A 17339-nucleotide genomic window follows, 5' to 3' on the forward strand; every position below is an offset into this window, starting at 1 on the left:
AGAAAGCCTAGAAAATCAGATTGAGCATGAACATGGCGACCACGGCGAACAGGATGGTCATGATGCCGCCGGCCTTCATATAGTCCTTCACCCGGTAGCCGCCGGGGCCCATGATCAGGGCGTTCACCTGGTGGGTCGGGATCAGGAAGGAATTCGAGGTCGCGATCGCGACGGTCAGCGCGAACACGCGCGGGTCGGCGTCCATGCCCGCGGCCTGCGCGGCGATCGCGAAGTTGATCGCCAGCGGCACCAGCAGCACGGTCGCGCCGACGTTGGACATGACCAGAGTGAAGAACGTGGCCAGCGCGAAGATCGTCGCCTGCAGCACCCAGGGCGGCACGGTCCCCAGCATCTCGAGCGTGTTCTGCGCGATCCATGCCGCGGTACCGGTGTTCTCCACCGCCATCCCCAGCGGGATCAGCGAGGCGAGCAGGAACACCGTCTTCCAGCTTACCGCGCGATAGGCACTGTCGAGGCTGATCACGCCGGTCAGGATCATGCCCAGCGCGCCGGTCAGCAGGGCCACCGACAGCATCAGGTCGGTGAACACGATCAGGCCCACGGTCAACGCCAGGAAGAACAGGGCATGCGGCACCTTGGACGGGCGCAGTTCCTCGTGCGGGTAGTCCGAGGTGATCACCACGAAGTCGCGATCCTGTTCCAGGCGCGCCAGGGATTCCCAGGTGCAGTGCACCACCAGGATGTCGCCCGGTTCCAGCGGGATGTCGCGCAGGCCCTCGCCATAGGTCTCGTTGCCGCGCTGGATGCGCATCACCGACAGCCCGTAGGTCTGGCGCATGGCCAGCTCGGTCACGGTCTTGCCCGCCAGGTTCGAGCCCGGCGCGATCGCCACCTCGGCGACCCCGGAACGTCCGCTGTCCAGGGCGTTGGCGAACACGTCCAGATTCGTCGAGGGGCGCTTGCGCGTGCCCTCGCACAGCTTTTCCATCCGCGCGGGGCTGGCCAGCACCGCCAGATGCGAGTTGGCCTGAATCTCGTAGCCGGTCCACGGCGCCATGCGCAGCTCGTCGCGGACGTAGGTCCCGACGATCGCGATGCCGGTCTCGCGTTCGATCTCGGCCACCGTGCGCCCGACCATTGGGTCGTTTTCCGGGACGAACAGCTCGTGGATCTCGTAGGACAGGCCGTACACGCGCTGGAAGTAGTCCTGCGCGTTCTCGCGCTGCGCCGACTTGGTCTTGACCGAGGGCAGGACGAAACGCCCCAGCAGCACGAAATAGATGATCGCCGTGGCCAGCAGGGCCAGGCCGATCGGGGTCACGTCGAACAGCTGGAACGGCTCCATGTCGGAGGGCAGCAGGTCGTTCAGCAGGATCAGCGGGCTGGAGCCGACCAGGGTGATGGTGCCGCCCACGATCGCCGCGAAGCCCATCGGCATCAGGAGGCGCGACAGCGGGATGTTCAGGCGGTTGGAGATGCGGCTCATCACCGGCATGAACAGCGCGGCGGCGCCGATGTTCTGCATGAAGCTGGAGATCACGCCGACCGTGCCGGAGACCGTCGGGATGATGCTCTTCTCCGTGGTGCCGCCCACCCGCATGATGAACGCCGCGACCTTGTGCATCACGCCGGTCTTGTCCAGGCCGGCGCCGATAATCATCACCGCGATGATCGAGATCACCGCGTTGGAGGCAAAGCCGCTGAACAGTTCCTCCTGGCCGACCAGCATCCCGAGGCCCGGCACCAGCGTCAGCAGGCCCAGCAGCACCATCACCGAAATGGCCGCGAGGTCCACCCGGATGATTTCGGATACAAACAGGAAGATCGTGAACGCGAGCAGCGCGAGCACCACGATCATCTCGGTGGTCAGCGTAAGGTTTTCCATGTTCCAGTCGTGTCCTGAAGACCCGCGCCGGACGGCGCGTGGCCGGAAGCCGAAGGGGACGCGCGCCGGGCGCGGGCGCCGAGGCGGGTCGGAGGAAACGGGTTCCGCCTTTCCCTTGAAAGCGCGGGATTATTTCATCCCGCGGGCACGGACGCAAAAAACGCGCCGTGGATGGCTGCGCCATGGCACTCGCCGTGCTGGCGTTTGCCGGCATGTCGGTTATGCTGAGCAAAAAGTCCAGGTGGAGACCCCGCATGTCCGAATCCGATGCCCCGCTGTGCCGTTTCGAGACCATTGTCCTGGCGACGGATGGTTCCGAATTCAGCGTAGCCGCCGAGAATGTGGCGCTGGACCTGGCGCAGCGCTGCGGCGCGCGCCTGGTGGTCGCCCGCATCATTCCCACGGACACCCAGCACGACGCCCTGTCGCCGCCGCGCAGCCACGAGGCGAGCGTGGCCGGCCAGGCCGATCTGGATGCGCTGGAGAAGCGCGCCCGCGAGGCGGGCATCGACGCCTCGATGATCCTGCGCCACGGGGTCGACCGGCATCAGGAGATCGTCGCCATTGCCGAGGAGTACAAGGCCGGCCTGATCGTGATCGGCCGGCGTGACCGGGGCGATCTGTCACGCCTGATGGTGGGCGACGCCACGCGCAAGGTAATCGGTCTGGCGCCCTGCAACGTGATGGTCGTCCCGCGCGGTGCCGAGGCCCCGCACCGCGGGCTGCTGGTCGGGACCGACGGCTCCGACCTGGGCGACCAGGCGGTACGGGCCGCGATCGAGCTGGCGGGTTACTGCGACCTGCCCCTGACGATCGCCACGGTGGCGGTACCGGGCCAGAGCGACGAGCGCCGCCAGGAGGGCGTGGAGGCGGTTCAGCGCCTGCAGGGCGAGGCGCGCGAGCAGGGCCGGAAGGCGGATGCCACCACCGAGGAAGGCCGGCCGGAGCTCGCGCTGGTGGAGATCGCCCGGCGCGACCAGCGCGACCTGATCGTGCTCGGCAGCCATGGCCGCACCGGCCTCAAGCGCCTGCTGATGGGTAGTGTCTCCGAGCGCGTGATCGGCGGGGCCGAGTGCCCGGTGCTGGTGGTCAAGAACGCCTCAGGGAAACCCTGAAATCAGCGTTTCCCTGAGGCCTCAGGCGGGTTCGTTCGTCCGCCGGTAGAGCAGATCGGCGACCTGATGGCCGCGGCCGACCCCGCGGCGCTCGAACTTCGTCACCGGGCGTTCCGGTGGCCGACCCGGGGCCGGAACCGGGCCGTCTGGCGCGAACCACGGCGCGCATTCCTGCATCACCGCGATCATGTGCTCGGCGTACTCGGCCCAGTCGGTGGCCAGGTGCAGCCGCCCGCCCGGCCGGATACGCGTCGCCAGATGGCGCACGAAGGCCGGCTGGATCAGGCGCCGCTTGTGGTGGCGCTTCTTGTGCCAGGGGTCGGGGAAGAACACCTGTACGCAGTCCAGGCTGCCCGGCGCCAGATAGTGCTCCAGCAGTTCCACCGCATCGGCGTCGCTGACGCGCACATTGGTCAGCCCGCGCTGTTCCACCTCGCGCAGCAGATGCCCGACCCCGGGCCGGTGCACCTCGGTGCCGATGAAGTCACGTTCCGGCTGCTGTTCCGCCTGCTCGGCCAGGCTCTCGCCGTCGCCGAAGCCGATCTCCAGCGTGACCGGTGCCGTGCGCCCGAACACCTCTGCCAGATCCAGCGGCGCGGCAGGCTCCGGGAGCTGCAGGCCGAAGCGCGGCAGCAGTTCGTCCAGCGCGCGCTGCTGGCCCGGCGTCAGCCGGCCCTCGCGGCGCACGAAACTGCGTATGCGCCGGTAGAACGGTCTGCCGTCGGAAGCGGAATCGATCGTTTCGTCCATGTTCAGCTGAAGAACAGGCCGGTCTGCGGCGAGGAGGCCGAGGCGTAGCGGCGTGGCGCCATGCGCCCGGCAAGGAAGGCCTGGCGCCCGCCGATGATCGCGTGGCGCATGGCCGAGGCCATCATCACCGGGTTGTCGGCGGCGGCGATGGCGGTGTTCATCAGGACGCCGTCACAGCCCAGCTCCATCGCGATGGCGGCATCCGATGCGGTACCGACGCCGGCATCCACCAGCACGGGGACCGTGGCGTTTTCGACGATCTCGCGGATGTTGTAGCGGTTCTGGATGCCCAGTCCGGAGCCGATCGGCGCGGCCAGCGGCATGATCGCCAGGCAGCCGATCTCTTCCAGGCGCTTCGCCAGCAGCGGGTCGTCGGTGGTGTAGACCATTACGTCGAAGCCCTCGGCGACCAGGGTCTCGGCGGCCTTTACGGTCTCGAAGACGTCCGGGTACAGGGTCTTCTCGTCGCCCAGCACCTCCAGTTTCACCAGGTTGTGCCCGTCCAGCAGCTCGCGTGCCAGGCGGCAGGTGCGGACCGCGTCCTCGGCGGTAAAGCAGCCGGCCGTGTTCGGCAGCAGCGTGTAGCGCTCCGGCGAGATCACGTCCAGCAGGTTGGGTTCGTCCGGATTCTGGCCGATGTTGGTGCGGCGGATGGCGACGGTCACGATCTCCGCGCCGCTGGCCTCGATGGCATCGCGGGTCTGGTCCAGGTCGCGATACTTGCCGGTGCCCACCAGCAGGCGGGAGGTGAACTCGCGCGAGCCCACGCGGAAGAGATCGTCGGCAGACGCGGCGGCCGGTTCGGTCATGGTAATTCCTTCGTTGAATGTAGTTACGGACGGGGGCTCGGACTCATCCGCCCCCAATCGCCTGCACGATCTCCACGCGATCGCCGGGATACAGTGGGTGCGCGGCGTGTTCGCTGCGCGGCACCAGCTCCTCGTTGACCTCCACTGCCAGGCGCCGGCCACCGAGGCCGCGTGCCTCGATCAGCGTGGCCAGCGTGGCCTCGCGATCGTCGGGGAGCTCGAAGGGTTCGCCGTTCAGCTGGATCTGCATGGTTCGTCGTCCGGCGTTCAGGACCGTTGAGCCGGAGGCCGACAAGGCCTACAATCGCCGGCTCAAGCGGGTGTAGTTCAATGGTAGAACGGGAGCTTCCCAAGCTCTTAATGTGGGTTCGATTCCCATCACCCGCTCCATCTTTTCGTATTCTATCAGGCTTCCCGGCCGTATCGATCGCCTTGACCTGTCTCCGGGGCGGGATATGGACTTGCTCCAGAGCCCTGTTATATCTTCGGAATCATGAACATCGACTCCCACAATCCGGATCTGCTGTCGGTCGACGCGGCGCGCGAGCTCCTGCGCGAACATGCGATTTCCCCGACCGAGCAGCGCGTCGAGATTGCCCGCGTGATGTTCGCCCGCCATCAGCACCTCAGCGCCGAGCAGATCCTCGCGCAGTTGGTGCGGCATTCCTCGCGGGTCTCCAAGGCCACGGTCTACAACACCCTGAACCTGTTCGCCGAGAAGGGCCTGGTACGCGAGGTCCTGATCGACCCCGCGAAGCTGTTCTACGACTCCAACCTGAATCCGCACCACCACCTGTTCCATACCGATACCGGGGAACTGGAAGACGTGGACCCGGCGCGGATCGACATCTCCGACCTGCCCCCGCTGCCGGAAGGCAAGGAACTGCAGGGTGTGGATGTCGTCATTCGTGTGGGCAGCCGGCGCTCCTGAATCCGGTCGTCCGGCCCCGCCGGATTGTGGTCGATCCCGGCCCCCGCTATCATGTCGCGCTTCGCCGGTGTAGCTCAGTTGGTAGAGCAATCGATTCGTAATCGATAGGTCGGAGGTTCGACTCCTCTCGCCGGCACCATTTTCCCCTGCGCCCGGTGCGGCGCGTCTGCGTCAGTTTCGGCCGCCGCGCTGCGGGCGACCGCCGCCGGAGCGCGGGCCACCCCGGCCACCTCCGCGCCGATCGTCGCGCGGCTTGCGCGGACGCGGCTTCGGTTTCACGGCATCCTGGAACAGCCGCTCGGGGTCGACGCTCGCGGTGGGGATGCGCTCGCCCAGATAGCTCTCGATGTCCGGCAGGTAGAAGGCCGAGTCCTCGCAGCCGAAGCTGATCGCGTCGCCCTCGGCGCCGGCGCGGGCCGTGCGCCCGATGCGGTGCACGTAATCCTCGCCGGACTGCGGCAGGTCAAAGTTGAAGACGTGACTGACCGCGGGGATGTGCAGCCCGCGCGCGGCGACATCGGTCGCCACCAGAAAGCGGTACTCTCCGGTGGCGAACTGTTCCAGCAGGGTCTGGCGCTTGCGCTGCGGCACGTCCCCCGACAGCAGCGCGGCCTTCTGCGCGTTCGCGTTCAGCCAGTCGCAGACCTTCTCGGCGCCATGCTTGGTGTTCACGAACACGATCGCGCGCTCGGGCTCCAGGTCACGCGCGAGCCCTAGCAGCAGCGGGATCTTCTCGTCGTTGGCCGGGTAGTAGATCACCTGGCGCACGCGGTCCGCGGTCAGGGTCTCGGCCTCGACCTGGACCTTCTCCGGGTTGTTCATGTGCTCGAAGGCCAGCTCCATCACGCGGTAGGACAGCGTGGCCGAGAACAGCATGGACAGGCGCTCGCCGGGGGGTGCGCAGCGGCGCATCAGGAAGCGCACATCCTTGATAAAGCCGAGATCGAACATGCGGTCGGCCTCGTCCAGCACCACCACTTCGGTGTATTTGAGGCCGAAGACCTTCTGTTTGAAGTAGTCGATGATGCGCCCCGGTGTCCCGATCAGGATGTCCGCCCCGGCCTCGAGCTGCTCGCGCTGCGTGTCGTAGCCGGTGCCGCCGTAGGCCAGGGCCAGCTTCAGCCCCGTCTCCGCGCCCAGCGACTCGGCATCCTTGTGGATCTGGATGGCCAGTTCGCGGGTCGGCGCCAGGATCAGGGCGCGCACGTCCGTGGGGCGGCGGTTCGGCGAGGGCGCCTGGCGCAGCAGCCGGTTGAAGGTCGCGATCAGGAAGGCCGCGGTCTTGCCGGTCCCGGTCTGCGCCTGGCCGGCGACGTCGCGCCCGGCCAGGGCGATCGGCAATGTCTGTGCCTGGATCGGGGTGCAGGTCTCGAAACCGGTGGCGCGGATGCCCGCCTGGACGGGTTCGGGCAGATCGAGCTGGTCGAAGCGGGGCGTGTCCTGGACGGTTTCGGTCATCGGGTTCCTCGGGTGCTGCCTGTTACTTGAACTGTCCGGCGCTGATCGTCGATAGTAAGGCCGAGCAGCCGGCGGTGCGGGCTGTTCCCCCAACCCAAGTCATGAGGGCTCGGAGTGAGCGACAAAATTGTTTACACATCGGACGCCGGTTTCGACGAGGACGTCCTGAAGGCCGACCAGCCCGTCCTGGTGGACTACTGGGCCGAGTGGTGCGGTCCCTGCAAGATGATCGCGCCCATTCTGGACGAAATCGCCGAAGAATACGCCGGCAAGGTCAAGGTCGCCAAGCTGAACATCGACGAGAACCCGTCCACGCCGCCGAAGTTTGGCATCCGCGGGATCCCGACGCTCATGCTGTTCAAGGGCGGCGATGTCGAGGCCACCAAGGTCGGTGCCCTGTCCAAGTCGCAGCTGACCGCGTTCCTGGACCAGCACCTGTAATATCCGCGCCTGGCGGTCCGCCGCCAGGCCCAGCAGGCGCATGGCTTCGCCGGGCTTGCCCCGCGCCGCCGCCTCGCTTACCATCGAACGAGTTCGAGTGGCCGCCAGGCCATTCCCTGCCTCCTTCCAGTCAATCCGTGCGGCCACCCCCGGTCGCCGATCATCCACGTTGAATACAGCACCCCACGCATGAATCTGACCGAATTGAAGCGGATGTCCGCTGCCGATCTCGTGGCCTTCGCCGAAGAAAAGGGCATCGAGAACATGTCCCGCGCGCGCAAGCAGGAGATCATCTTTGCCCTGCTCAAGGCCCACGCCAAGAGCGGCGAGGCCATCTACGGCGACGGCGTCCTCGAGATCCTCTCGGACGGCTTCGGCTTTCTGCGCAGCGCCGACAGCTCCTACCAGGCCGGCCCGGACGACGTCTACGTCTCGCCCAGCCAGATCCGCCGCTTCGGCCTGCGCACCGGGGACACCATCTCCGGCAAGATCCGCCCGCCCAAGGACAACGAGCGCTACTTCGCGCTGCTGAAGGTCTCGGAGATCAACTTCGAGCCGCCGGAGAACGCCAAGCACAAGGTGCTGTTCGAGAACCTGACCCCCCTGCATGCCAACGAGCGCATGCGCATGGAGCGCGGTAACGGTTCCACAGAGGACATCACCGCCCGCGTGATCGACATCGTCGCGCCGTTCGGCAAGGGCCAGCGCGGCCTGATCGTCTCTCCGCCCAAGGCGGGCAAGACGCTGATGCTGCAGAACATCGCGCAGAGCATCGCCGCCAACTACCCCGAGTGCTACCTGATCGTGCTGCTGATCGACGAGCGCCCGGAGGAGGTCACCGAGATGGACCGCATGGTCCAGGGCGAGGTCGTCTCCTCCACCTTCGACGAGCCGGCCCAGCGCCATGTGCAGGTCGCCGAGATGGTGATCGAGAAGGCCAAGCGGCTGGTCGAGCACAAGCGCGACGTCGTCATCCTGCTGGACTCCATCACCCGCCTGGCGCGCGCCTACAACACCGTGGCGCCGAGCTCCGGCAAGGTGCTGACCGGCGGCGTGGACGCCAACGCCCTGCATCGCCCGAAGCGCTTCTTCGGCGCCGCGCGCAACGTGGAAGAGGGCGGCAGCCTGACCATCCTCGCCACCGCGCTGGTGGATACTGGCTCCAAGATGGACGAAGTGATCTACGAAGAGTTCAAGGGCACCGGCAACATGGAGGTGCACCTGGAACGCCGCATCGCCGAGAAGCGCATCTACCCGGCGATCAACGTGAACCGCTCCGGCACCCGCCGCGAGGAACTGCTGACCGCCCCGGACGAGCTGCAAAAGCTCTGGATCCTGCGCAAGTTCCTGCACGGCATGGACGACATCGAGGCCATGGAATTCCTGCTCGGCCGCATGCAGTCGTCCAAGACCAATTCCGAATTCTTCGACCAGATGAAGCGCAGCTAGGGAAACACTGATTAATGTGCCCGCTCGCGCTCGAGTCGCTTTTGCGTGCGAACAAGGCGCGGTGACTGCCGTGCAGTCACTCTGCACAAGGGAGCCGCAACGCCGTGCGCGCGCCCGTTTTTGATAACAACGGGCGGCCGAGCCCCTGCTTTCAATGATTTGTGGGGTTGGCACCCCAGGTTCCCCGATCCTGCGTTGCGGCCCTTGCCGGTAGAACCACTACCGGCTACGCACCGCGCCTTGTCTCGGAAAACCTGGGGTGCCAACGCGAGCGGGCACATTAATCAGTGTTTCCCACGCTGCGCCCCGCCGTGGCCGCCTCTGCCTCGAAAGGCAAGGGCGGTTCACAGGAAGGTTCGAAGAACAGAAGGTTTCAGGGGTATCCGGGCAGGGCCGAGGCCTCATGGGTCGGCCCATCGTCGGAGGCTGTTACAGGCCCATTTTGATCCGTTCTTCCCGTCTTTATGCCTTCCTGTAGGTTGCCTTTTGGTGTTCAGCCCGAGACGGGTTCGAAGCTGATCAGGCGGTCCAGGCGCCACCACTGCCGGCGGCCCGCGGTGTCGCGCAGGATCAGGTATTCGGCACCGCGCCGGGTGCGCAGGTCCAGCGGGCGCACGATCGCGATCCGGTCCATCTCGCCGCGCCGCCAGTGCGTGCGCAGAAACTGCCCGCGCACGATCGCCAGCTCCAGCTCGGAGTAGCGCTCGCAGGCAATCGGGGTATAGGGCGGCGCTTCGCTCACTCGCCCTCCCGTCGGGCCTCGATGCGCGGGATCTCCTCGTCGCCGGCATCCTCGCGGCGGAACACGATCGGGGCACAGCACACCGCGCAGTCCTCGATCCACTCGCGGTCGTTACTGACCATGTCCACCGTGGTCTCGCCGGGCTCGCCGCACCAGGGGCAGGCAAAACCGACAAACTCGACGGGACGCATCATCGACCCTCCTCCCGGCGCGCGGGCCAGGCGATCGGCGTGGCAACCGAGTCCTGCGGTGTCCCTTCCGGAAGAAAACGTTCCAGCACGTTGTTGAGAAACGCCAGGCCCCGTTCCGTGGCCTGCAGCCGTTCCGGATCCGCGACCAGCAGCCCGTCCGCGCGCAGTTCCGAAAGTGCGGGTTCCAGCATCGCCAGTGGCAGGCCGCAGCGCGCCTCGAAGCTCGCCGCCGGCACGCCCTCCACCAGCCGCAGCGCGTTCAGCAGGAACTCGAAAGGCCGCTCCGCCGTGTCCACGGCCTGATCCTTGTGCGCCTGCGGCGCGGCCAGCCAGGCCTCGGGCTGGCGCGGCTTCATGCGGCGCAGGATCGCGCCCTGATGGACCTGCGTCAGCTTGCCGTGGGCCCCGGCCCCGATGCCGAGGTAATCGCCGAAGGTCCAGTAGTTGCGGTTGTGCCGACATTCCTGCCCCGGACGTGCATAGGCGGATACCTCGTATCGAGTATAGCCAGCCGCCGCCAGATGGGACTGGCCGCGGGCAAACAATTCCTCGATCGTCGCATCCTCCGGCAGCTCGGGCGGGCGTGCCGCGAACAGGGTGTTCGGTTCCAGGGTCAGTTGATACCAGGAGATATGTCCCGGGTCCTGCTCGATCGCCGCCTGCAGATCCGCGATCCCGGCCGCGACCGACTGCCCCGGCAGACCGAACATCAGGTCCAGGTTGATCGCCTCGAAGCCGGCGGCACGGGCATGCTCCACCGCGCTCAGGGCCTCCGCCGCACCGTGGATGCGCCCCAGGCGCGCGAGCATCGCGTCGTCGAAGCTCTGGATGCCCAGCGACAGCCGGTTGACCCCCGCCTCGCGGTAGCCGCGGAAGTAGGCGCGGTCGGCGGTCCCGGGGTTGGCCTCCAGCGTTACCTCGCAGTCCGGTCGCAGCGGCAGCCGGGCGCGCAGGCCGGAAAGCAGCACATCCAGCGCCTCCGGCGGGAACAGGCTGGGGGTGCCGCCGCCAATGAAGACGCTCTCCAGCCGCCGGCCCCAGATATCCGGTAGCTGGCCTTCCAGGTCGCGCAGCAGCGCGTCCACGTAGTCATCGAAGGGCGGCTCGCCGCGCGGCTCGTGCGAGTTGAAGTCGCAGTACGGGCACTTGCGCACGCACCAGGGCAGGTGCACATACAGCGCCAGGGGCGGCGGATGGGTCAATGCGGCAGTCATGTGCGAAGCATAGGCGAGGGGGCGGGTGGCGTCGAAAGGACCCAGTCCCGCCATTGCGGCCTTGCGCGCCGGTGGTCCCCTGCCGACCGCCACAGCGCTGCGCGCCTCGCGATGACGGGGACAGGAAGCACAGTCATCGCGAGCGCCGCAGGCGCGTGGCGATCTCCCCGGCCTGACCCCGACGCGGGTCCGAACATGCGCCGGGGTGTCGTCAGGAGGTTGCCACGGCCCCTGTGGGGCCTCGCAACGACGGGAAGTCCCCGTCATCGCGAGGCGCGCAGCGCCGTGGCGATCTCTCCGGGTGGCCCCGGTGCCGGGCGGTGCGGGATGTCAGGCCGGCGGGTTGCCCATGCGCTCGCGCAGGGCGCCCCCGAGTTCTTGCAGGGCCTGACCGCGATGGCTCAGGCGGTTCTTGGTCTCCGGGGGCAGTTCGGCCGAGGTGCAGCCCTCCTGGGGCACGAAGAACAGGGGGTCGTAGCCAAAGCCCTCGGCGCCGCTGGCCTGTTCCGCGATGCGCCCGGGCCACACCCCCTGGGCGATGATCGGCGCCGGATCCTCGGCATGCTCCAGGTACACCACGACCGCGCGGAACCGTGCGCCGCGCTGTTCCGGCGGTACGCCGGCCAGTGCCTCCAGCAGCTTGGCGTTATTGGCCGCGTCGTCGCCATCGGGGCCGGCATAGCGCGCGGAGTAGATCCCCGGCTGGCCGTGCAGGGCATCGACCTCCAGCCCGGAGTCGTCGGCAATCGCCGGAAGCCCGGTGTGGCGGGCGGCGTTACGCGCCTTGAGGATCGCGTTCTCCACGAACGTCAGGCCGGTCTCGTCGGCCTCGGGCACGGCGTGCTCGGACTGTGCCTCGACCGCCAGCCCCAGCGGTTCCAGCAGGGCGCGGATCTCGCGCAGCTTGCCGGGGTTGCCGGTGGCCAGGACGACACGGCGCGGCTCGCCCATGATCAGCCCTCGGCCAGCACGGCGCGCTGGGCCTCGCAGATTTCCTGGATGCCCTTCTCGCCCAGGTCCAGCATCTGGTCCAGCTCGTCGCGGCGGAAGGCGTGGCCCTCGGCCGTGCCCTGGATCTCGATCACGCCCCCGGCCTCGTTCATCACCAGGTTCAGGTCGGTCTCGGCCTGCGAGTCCTCATCGTAGTCGAGGTCGAGTACTGGTTCACCGCCGCAGATGCCCACCGAGATCGCGGCGACCTGGCCGTGCAGCGGATCCTTGCGGATCAGGCCCTGCTCGCGCGCCTTGCGGATGGCGTCGTGCAGCGCCACGTAGGCCCCGCTGATGGAGGCGGTGCGGGTGCCACCATCGGCCTGGATCACGTCGCAGTCGACGATGATCTGGCGCTCGCCCATGGCCTCCAGGTCCACCACCGCGCGCAGCGAGCGGCCGATCAGGCGCTGGATCTCCATGGTGCGGCCGCCCAGCTTTCCGCGCGCGGCCTCGCGCACCATGCGGTCATGGGTGGAACGCGGCAGCATGCTGTATTCGGCGGTGACCCAGCCGCGGCCCTTGTTCTTCAGCCACGGCGGCACGCGCGACTCCACCGTGGCGTTGCACAGCACCCGGGTGTCCCCGAACTCCACCAGTACGGAACCCTCCGCGTGGCGGGTGAAATGGCGGGTAAAACGCACGGGGCGCATCGCGTCGGCTGTTCGGCCACTGGGTCGCATGCTGTGATCCTTGCTAGATTTGAGTGGGGCGCAGTATACGGGCCGCCACCGCCACACGCAGCAGGGATCACCATGGAGGGACGCATGATCACCAGTATGACCGGATTCTCCCGGCACGCGATGAGCCTGGACGCGGGCGTGTTCGACTGGGAGCTGAAGAGCGTCAACCACCGCTATCTCGAGCTGCGTATCCATCTTCCCGATCACCTGCGTTCGCTGGAGGCCGAGGTGCGCAGCCGCCTGAAGGCCCGCCTGGCGCGCGGCAAGGTGGATGCGGTCCTGCGCGACCGTGGCCAGGCCGACAACGCCCCGGAAGCCTTCGATCACGAGCGCGTCCGGGCGCTGATCGGGGCCTGCGCCTCCATCGAGCGCATGATGCCGAACCCGGCGCCGGTCTCGCCGCTGGACGTCCTGCGCTGGCCGGGTGTGCTCCAGGGCAACGCCGATGTCGGCGAGAGCCTCGCGCAGCCCCTGCTGGCGGGCTTCGACGACGCGCTGGAGGCCCTGGTCACGATGCGCACGATCGAGGGCGCGGCCCTGGCCGACGGCATGCGCTCGCGCCTGGACGCACTCGCCGAGCACGCCCGGGCGATTCGCGCGCGGCGCCAGCCGATGCTGGACGAGCAACGCGGCCGCATCCTCGCCCGGATTCACGAGCTGGACCTGAATCTGGATCCGAAGCGTCTGGAGCAGGAAGTCGCCCTGCTGGCCCAGCGCATGGACATTGCCGAGGAGCTGGACCGCATCGACGGCCATGTGGCGGCCGTGCACGAGGTCCTGGATCAGGGCGGCCCCAGCGGGCGGCGGCTCGACTTCCTGATGCAGGAGTTCAACCGCGAGGCCAACACCATCTCGTCGAAGTCGCATGACCTGGAGATCACCCGCGCCACCGTGGAGATGAAGGTCCTGATCGAGCAGCTGCGCGAGCAGGTGCAGAACCTGGAATAGCCCATGCGCCGGTTTCGCCTGCGTCTGGCCATCTCGCGCCAGGAAATGGAGGACTACTACACGGGTCGCGCCGCAGTGGTCTTCGCCCAGGCCGACAGCGGCGAGAGCGTGCAATTCCCCGCCCGGCTGCTGCGCAGCCACCTGGATCAGCGCGGGGTACACGGCGTGTTCGAGCTGGTCACCGACGACGATTACAAGCTGCGCGAGTTTCGCCGTCTCGCGTAACGGGTTTGCCCCCAGGCCCTTGAAAACGCGGGATGTGTCCCTACGTCTATGGGTGAGTCAGATGACACCCGCACAAGGAGGGAACGCCATGACCATGACCCGTTACGAACCGTTCAGCCTGCTCGGCCAACTGTCGCGCGAACTCGGTCGCATGCCGGACATGCCCGGCACCGAGGACTCCGCCGCGACCTCCGACTGGGCCCCCGCGGTGGATATCCGCGAAGAGACCGATGCCTACGTGCTGCATGCCGATATCCCCGGGGTGGACCCGAAGGATATCGAGCTGCACATGGAGAACGGCGTGCTGACCCTGCGCGGCGAACGCAAGCACGACAGCGAAGAGGAGAAGAACGGCTACAAGCGCATCGAACGCGTGCGTGGCACCTTCTTCCGCCGCTTCTCGCTGCCGGATACAGCCGACGCCGAGAACATCTCCGCGCGCAGCGAGAACGGCGTGCTGGAGGTGCGCATTCCGAAGCAGGCCCGCGTGCAGCCGCGCCGGATCCAGATCGAGAGCTGATCCGGCCCCACCGGCCCGGCAGGATATCCCTGACCGGGCGCAACATGGGCGCTGCCCCGGGGGTTCCCGTGGTGGCGCCCGGTTTTTTAGGCCCCGAGGAGGCGCGGTTTCGTGTCTCCCTGGGTGACAGCCGCATCCCGGCTATCATGATCGCCATGACCGCAGGCGGGATCCGGGTGTCACCCGAGGACGCAATCGTTCGAGGAACGCAATGGAATACAAGGACTACTACAAGATCCTCGGTGTGAGCCGCGACGCCAGCCAGGACGAGATCAAGAAGGCCTACCGCAAGCTGGCGCGCAAGTACCATCCGGATGTCAGCAAGGACCCGGACGCCGAGACCCGCATCAAGGAGGTCAATGAGGCCTACGAGGCCCTGGGCGATCCGGAAAAGCGCAAGGCCTACGACCAGCTCGGCTCCAACTGGCGCCAGGGCCAGGACTTCCGCCCGCCGCCCGGCTGGGACGGCTGGAGCCAGCACGGCGGGGCCCGCGGGGGCGCCGGAGCCGGGGCCGACTTCGGCGGCTTCTCGGACTTCTTCGACTCCATCTTTGGTGGCGGCGGCATGGGCGGTGGTCGCCGCCGTGCGGGCGGGGCCGGCTTCAACATGCGCGGGGCCGACCGCGAGGGCCGGGTGGAGATCACTCTGGACCAGGCGCTCAAGGGCACCGAGGTGTCGGTCAACGATGCCGAGGGCCGGGTACAGCGTGTACGCATCCCCGCCGGGGCCCGGGACGGCTCGCGCCTGCGCGTGCGCGGTCAGGGCGACCCGGGGGTCGGCAGTGGCGGCGCCGGCGACCTGCTGCTGGAGATCCGGGTCAAGCCGGACAGCCGCTACACCCTGGACGGCCGCAATCTCTACCGCGAGATCCCGATCACGCCCTGGGAGGCCGCGCTGGGCGCGACCATCGAGGTCCCCACGCCGCATGGCTGGGTCAATCTGAAGGTTCCGGCCGGCTCGCAGTCGGGCAAGCAGATGCGCCTGAAGGGCAAGGGCCTGCCGGGCAAGCCGCCGGGGGATCTCTACCTGAAGCTGATGGTGCAGGTGCCGCCGGAGGAAGAGGCCGGCGACTGGTACCGCAAGATGGCCGAGAAGTCGTCCTTCGCCCCGCGCGCCAATCTGGCGCCCTGATAACCGGAACCCCGTTCGAGGAGCGCCCATGCGTCGGCTTGTTCCCCTCCTGATCCTGGCCCTGACCCTGCTCGGGGCCGCACCGGCCACCGCCCAGCTACCGGCCGCGGTGGACGGCCAGCCGCTGCCATCGCTGGCACCGATGCTCGAACGCACCATCCCCGGCGTGGTCAATATCGCCACCCGCGCCCGCGTGGTGGAATCGGTCAGCCCACTGTTCGACGATCCCTTCTTCCGCCGCTTCTTCGATGTCCCCGAGCGTTCGCGTGAACGCGAGCGCCAGGGCCTGGGCTCCGGGGTCATCGTGGATGCCGGGGCGGGCACCATCCTGACCAACAGCCACGTGATCGCCCGCGCCGACACCATCCTGGTCACGCTCTTTGACGGCCGCCAGTACGAGGCCGAGGTGGTAGGCACCGACCCGGCCACCGATGTCGCCGTGATCCGCATCGACGCGGAGGACCTGCAGGCGATCCCGCTGGCCGACTCCGACGCCCTGCGCGTGGGCGACTTCGTGGTTGCCATCGGCAACCCCTTCGGGCTCGGTCAGACCGTAACCAGCGGCATCGTCAGCGCCCTGGGCCGCAGCGGCCTGGGTGGCGCCGGCTTCGAGGACTTCATCCAGACCGATGCCTCCATCAACCCGGGCAACTCCGGCGGGGCGCTGGTCAACCTGCGCGGCGAACTGGTCGGCATCAACACCGCCATCCTCGCGCGGGGCGGCGGCAACATCGGCATCGGCTTCGCGATTCCCGCCAACATGGCCAGCCAGATCCAGGAGCACCTGCTGGCCGAAGGTCGGGTCGAGCGCGGCGCGCTGGGCGTGGAGATGCAGGACCTCACCCCGGCGCTGGCCCAGGCCTTCGGTCTGGACCTCTCGCAGGGCGCCGTGATCACCCGCGTGGTGCGCGGCTCGGCCGCCGAGCGCGCCGGCCTGGCCCACGGCGACATCGTCCTGCGGGTGGACGGCCAGACGGTGCGCAGCGCGAGCGACCTGCGCAACCGCCTGGGCCTGCTGCGCGCCGGGTCCGAGGTGGATCTGGACATCCTGCGCGACGGGACGGAACGGCAGATCGTCGCGCGACTGGATCGCCCGGAAGAGCGGCGCATCGAGGGGGCGGCCATCCACCCGCGGCTCGACGGCGTACGCCTGTCCGAGACCACAGGAAACGACGGTCGCAGCCGCGTGGCGGTCATCGCGGTGGAGCCCGGCACCGCCGGGGCGCGGGCCGGCCTGCGCCCCGGCGACGTGCTGCTGGCGATCAACCGCCAGCGCATCGAGCGCCTGGCCGACCTGCCGCAGCAACTGGCCGCCCACCAGACCCTGGAACTGCAGCTGCGCCGCGGCAACCAGACCCTCTACCTCACCCTGAGGTAGGTGTGATCACTACCGGCGAGGGCTTTTGTGGGAGCGGGCTTGCCCGCGAATGCTCCTGCCAAAGCCGGACGCGGGCGGGGGCTTCGCGGGCAAGCCCGCTCCCACAAGAATGCTTCCATCGCGCAACCCCCATGTCTCGTCACCCCGGTTCTCCGCTTCGCTGCGGCCGGGATGACGAGGGTGTAGGGACGTATGCGAGCGGGAATCCCGAGGCCCTGGCCCACCCCTGTAGGAGATTCTATGTCTCTCCACAAGGGGTCTTAGGTTGGTAATCGGTCTGATTGTTCATCAGGGCGAAGGCGACGCGGGCCAGCTTGCGAGCCAAGGCATTCAGCGCCTGGGTCGTCGCCAGGCCACGGTCCAGGCAGCGCTGGTAGTAGTCGCTCCAGGCGGGTGTGGACTTGGCCTGCATCGCGGCCAGGTAGAGCAGCCGTCGCAACTCTGGATCGCCCTGTTTGGTGAGTTTGCGCTGCCCCCGTTTTGTGCCGGAGTCGCGGATGCGGACATCCAGCCCCAG

Annotated in this window: 20 protein-coding genes and 2 tRNA genes; 11 read left to right on the plus strand and 11 right to left on the minus strand. The window is 68.0% G+C overall.

The features are described 5' to 3' along the window. Positions 1–7 precede the first annotated feature (7 nt). Positions 8–1846, minus strand: a complete 1839-nt coding sequence (locus tag C996_RS0111970) for an SLC13 family permease (protein WP_018867675.1) — start codon at positions 1844–1846, stop codon at positions 8–10. A 254-nt stretch (positions 1847–2100) separates the two neighbouring features. Here C996_RS0111970 and C996_RS0111975 point away from each other — a divergent pair, with 254 nt between their 5' ends. Next, a complete protein-coding gene (locus C996_RS0111975) occupies positions 2101–2961 on the plus strand; it encodes a universal stress protein (protein ID WP_018867676.1) in 861 nt (286 codons plus the stop codon). A 21-nt stretch (positions 2962–2982) separates the two neighbouring features. On the opposite strand, the gene trmB is transcribed toward C996_RS0111975, so the two are convergent. Genes trmB through thiS form a run of 3 tightly spaced genes read right to left on the minus strand, consistent with a single transcriptional unit; the run spans position 2983 to position 4770 of the window. Further along, positions 2983–3711: a tRNA (guanosine(46)-N7)-methyltransferase TrmB gene (gene trmB / locus C996_RS0111980; RefSeq protein WP_018867677.1), complete on the minus strand. Its 729-nt coding sequence runs from the start codon at positions 3709–3711 to the stop codon at positions 2983–2985. Positions 3712–3713: 2 nt separating this feature from the next. Continuing rightward, the gene (locus C996_RS0111985; RefSeq protein WP_018867678.1) at positions 3714–4520 is read right to left on the minus strand and encodes a thiazole synthase; all 807 of its coding nucleotides are present in this window, start codon (positions 4518–4520) and stop codon (positions 3714–3716) included. Between the two features lie 43 nt (positions 4521–4563). Continuing rightward, on the minus strand, positions 4564–4770 hold the full coding sequence (gene thiS, locus C996_RS0111990) for a sulfur carrier protein ThiS (protein ID WP_018867679.1): 207 nt from the start codon (positions 4768–4770) through the stop codon (positions 4564–4566). 66 nt (positions 4771–4836) lie between these two features. Between thiS and C996_RS0111995 the strand changes: the two genes are divergently transcribed. The 3 genes from C996_RS0111995 to C996_RS0112005 all read left to right on the plus strand — a co-directional run bounded on the left by C996_RS0111995 (position 4837) and on the right by C996_RS0112005 (position 5590). Further along, positions 4837–4910: transfer RNA gene (locus tag C996_RS0111995), tRNA-Gly, on the plus strand. Positions 4911–5013: 103 nt separating this feature from the next. Continuing rightward, on the plus strand, positions 5014–5451 hold the full coding sequence (locus C996_RS0112000; protein ID WP_018867680.1) for a Fur family transcriptional regulator: 438 nt from the start codon (positions 5014–5016) through the stop codon (positions 5449–5451). A 63-nt stretch (positions 5452–5514) separates the two neighbouring features. Beyond that, positions 5515–5590, plus strand: a tRNA-Thr gene (locus tag C996_RS0112005). Positions 5591–5622: 32 nt separating this feature from the next. Here C996_RS0112005 and C996_RS0112010 read toward each other — a convergent pair. Further along, on the minus strand, positions 5623–6909 hold the full coding sequence (locus tag C996_RS0112010) for a DEAD/DEAH box helicase (protein WP_018867681.1): 1287 nt from the start codon (positions 6907–6909) through the stop codon (positions 5623–5625). Between the two features lie 114 nt (positions 6910–7023). Between C996_RS0112010 and trxA the strand changes: the two genes are divergently transcribed. Further along, positions 7024–7350, plus strand: a complete 327-nt coding sequence (gene trxA / locus C996_RS0112015; protein ID WP_018867682.1) for a thioredoxin TrxA — start codon at positions 7024–7026, stop codon at positions 7348–7350. A gap of 189 nt (positions 7351–7539) precedes the next feature. Continuing rightward, positions 7540–8799, plus strand: a complete 1260-nt coding sequence (rho, locus tag C996_RS0112020; RefSeq protein WP_018867683.1) for a transcription termination factor Rho — start codon at positions 7540–7542, stop codon at positions 8797–8799. A gap of 493 nt (positions 8800–9292) precedes the next feature. Here the strand turns inward: rho and C996_RS0112025 are convergent, their stop codons facing one another. From C996_RS0112025 to rph, 5 genes are all read right to left on the minus strand, one after another. After that, positions 9293–9541, minus strand: a complete 249-nt coding sequence (locus tag C996_RS0112025; protein WP_018867684.1) for a transcriptional antiterminator, Rof — start codon at positions 9539–9541, stop codon at positions 9293–9295. Then, positions 9538–9732, minus strand: coding sequence for a CPXCG motif-containing cysteine-rich protein (locus C996_RS0112030; RefSeq protein WP_026279307.1), 195 nt, complete (start codon positions 9730–9732; stop codon positions 9538–9540). Before C996_RS0112030 ends, C996_RS0112025 begins: the two co-directional genes overlap by 4 nt. After that, positions 9732–11000, minus strand: a complete 1269-nt coding sequence (gene hemW, locus C996_RS0112035; RefSeq protein ID WP_026279308.1) for a radical SAM family heme chaperone HemW — start codon at positions 10998–11000, stop codon at positions 9732–9734. Before hemW ends, C996_RS0112030 begins: the two co-directional genes overlap by 1 nt. 276 nt (positions 11001–11276) lie before the next feature. Beyond that, complete coding sequence (gene rdgB / locus C996_RS0112040; protein WP_018867687.1) at positions 11277–11897, minus strand: RdgB/HAM1 family non-canonical purine NTP pyrophosphatase; 621 nt, start codon at positions 11895–11897, stop codon at positions 11277–11279. 2 nt (positions 11898–11899) lie between these two features. Then, positions 11900–12619 (minus strand): ribonuclease PH, encoded by a 720-nt coding sequence (gene rph, locus C996_RS0112045; RefSeq protein WP_026279309.1) that lies wholly within the window; start codon positions 12617–12619, stop codon positions 11900–11902. Between the two features lie 84 nt (positions 12620–12703). Here rph and C996_RS0112050 point away from each other — a divergent pair, with 84 nt between their 5' ends. From C996_RS0112050 to C996_RS0112070, 5 genes are all read left to right on the plus strand, one after another. Next, complete coding sequence (locus C996_RS0112050; RefSeq protein ID WP_018867689.1) at positions 12704–13567, plus strand: YicC/YloC family endoribonuclease; 864 nt, start codon at positions 12704–12706, stop codon at positions 13565–13567. 3 nt (positions 13568–13570) lie between these two features. Then, on the plus strand, positions 13571–13792 hold the full coding sequence (locus tag C996_RS0112055; RefSeq protein WP_018867690.1) for a DUF2835 family protein: 222 nt from the start codon (positions 13571–13573) through the stop codon (positions 13790–13792). A gap of 88 nt (positions 13793–13880) precedes the next feature. Further along, the gene (locus tag C996_RS0112060) at positions 13881–14312 is read left to right on the plus strand and encodes an Hsp20/alpha crystallin family protein (RefSeq protein WP_018867691.1); all 432 of its coding nucleotides are present in this window, start codon (positions 13881–13883) and stop codon (positions 14310–14312) included. Between the two features lie 211 nt (positions 14313–14523). Beyond that, positions 14524–15444, plus strand: a complete 921-nt coding sequence (locus tag C996_RS0112065) for a DnaJ C-terminal domain-containing protein (RefSeq protein WP_018867692.1) — start codon at positions 14524–14526, stop codon at positions 15442–15444. Positions 15445–15472: 28 nt separating this feature from the next. After that, entirely contained in the window at positions 15473–16822 is a 1350-nt protein-coding gene (locus tag C996_RS0112070) for a DegQ family serine endoprotease (protein WP_018867693.1), read from the plus strand. 238 nt (positions 16823–17060) lie between these two features. On the opposite strand, the gene C996_RS13820 is transcribed toward C996_RS0112070, so the two are convergent. Further along, on the minus strand, positions 17061–17339 hold a 279-nt coding region (locus tag C996_RS13820; RefSeq protein ID WP_038035781.1), incomplete at its 5' end, for a transposase.

This window comes from Thioalkalivibrio sp. ALE25, assembly GCF_000377285.1.
In the GTDB taxonomy this organism is placed as follows: domain Bacteria; phylum Pseudomonadota; class Gammaproteobacteria; order Ectothiorhodospirales; family Ectothiorhodospiraceae; genus Thioalkalivibrio.

Coding starts and splice junctions, on each gene's coding strand:
- C996_RS0111970 (WP_018867675.1), bottom strand. CDS start 1,846: ATGGAAAACCTTACGCTGACCACCGAGATGATCGTGGTGCTCGCGCTG.
- C996_RS0111975 (WP_018867676.1), top strand. CDS start 2,101: ATGTCCGAATCCGATGCCCCGCTGTGCCGTTTCGAGACCATTGTCCTG.
- trmB (WP_018867677.1), bottom strand. CDS start 3,711: ATGGACGAAACGATCGATTCCGCTTCCGACGGCAGACCGTTCTACCGG.
- C996_RS0111985 (WP_018867678.1), bottom strand. CDS start 4,520: ATGACCGAACCGGCCGCCGCGTCTGCCGACGATCTCTTCCGCGTGGGC.
- thiS (WP_018867679.1), bottom strand. CDS start 4,770: ATGCAGATCCAGCTGAACGGCGAACCCTTCGAGCTCCCCGACGATCGC.
- C996_RS0112000 (WP_018867680.1), top strand. CDS start 5,014: ATGAACATCGACTCCCACAATCCGGATCTGCTGTCGGTCGACGCGGCG.
- C996_RS0112010 (WP_018867681.1), bottom strand. CDS start 6,909: ATGACCGAAACCGTCCAGGACACGCCCCGCTTCGACCAGCTCGATCTG.
- rho (WP_018867683.1), top strand. CDS start 7,540: ATGAATCTGACCGAATTGAAGCGGATGTCCGCTGCCGATCTCGTGGCC.
- C996_RS0112030 (WP_026279307.1), bottom strand. CDS start 9,732: ATGCGTCCCGTCGAGTTTGTCGGTTTTGCCTGCCCCTGGTGCGGCGAG.
- hemW (WP_026279308.1), bottom strand. CDS start 11,000: ATGGCGGGACTGGGTCCTTTCGACGCCACCCGCCCCCTCGCCTATGCT.
- rdgB (WP_018867687.1), bottom strand. CDS start 11,897: ATGGGCGAGCCGCGCCGTGTCGTCCTGGCCACCGGCAACCCCGGCAAG.
- rph (WP_026279309.1), bottom strand. CDS start 12,619: ATGCGACCCAGTGGCCGAACAGCCGACGCGATGCGCCCCGTGCGTTTT.
- C996_RS0112050 (WP_018867689.1), top strand. CDS start 12,704: ATGATCACCAGTATGACCGGATTCTCCCGGCACGCGATGAGCCTGGAC.
- C996_RS0112055 (WP_018867690.1), top strand. CDS start 13,571: ATGCGCCGGTTTCGCCTGCGTCTGGCCATCTCGCGCCAGGAAATGGAG.
- C996_RS0112060 (WP_018867691.1), top strand. CDS start 13,881: ATGACCATGACCCGTTACGAACCGTTCAGCCTGCTCGGCCAACTGTCG.
- C996_RS0112065 (WP_018867692.1), top strand. CDS start 14,524: ATGGAATACAAGGACTACTACAAGATCCTCGGTGTGAGCCGCGACGCC.
- C996_RS0112070 (WP_018867693.1), top strand. CDS start 15,473: ATGCGTCGGCTTGTTCCCCTCCTGATCCTGGCCCTGACCCTGCTCGGG.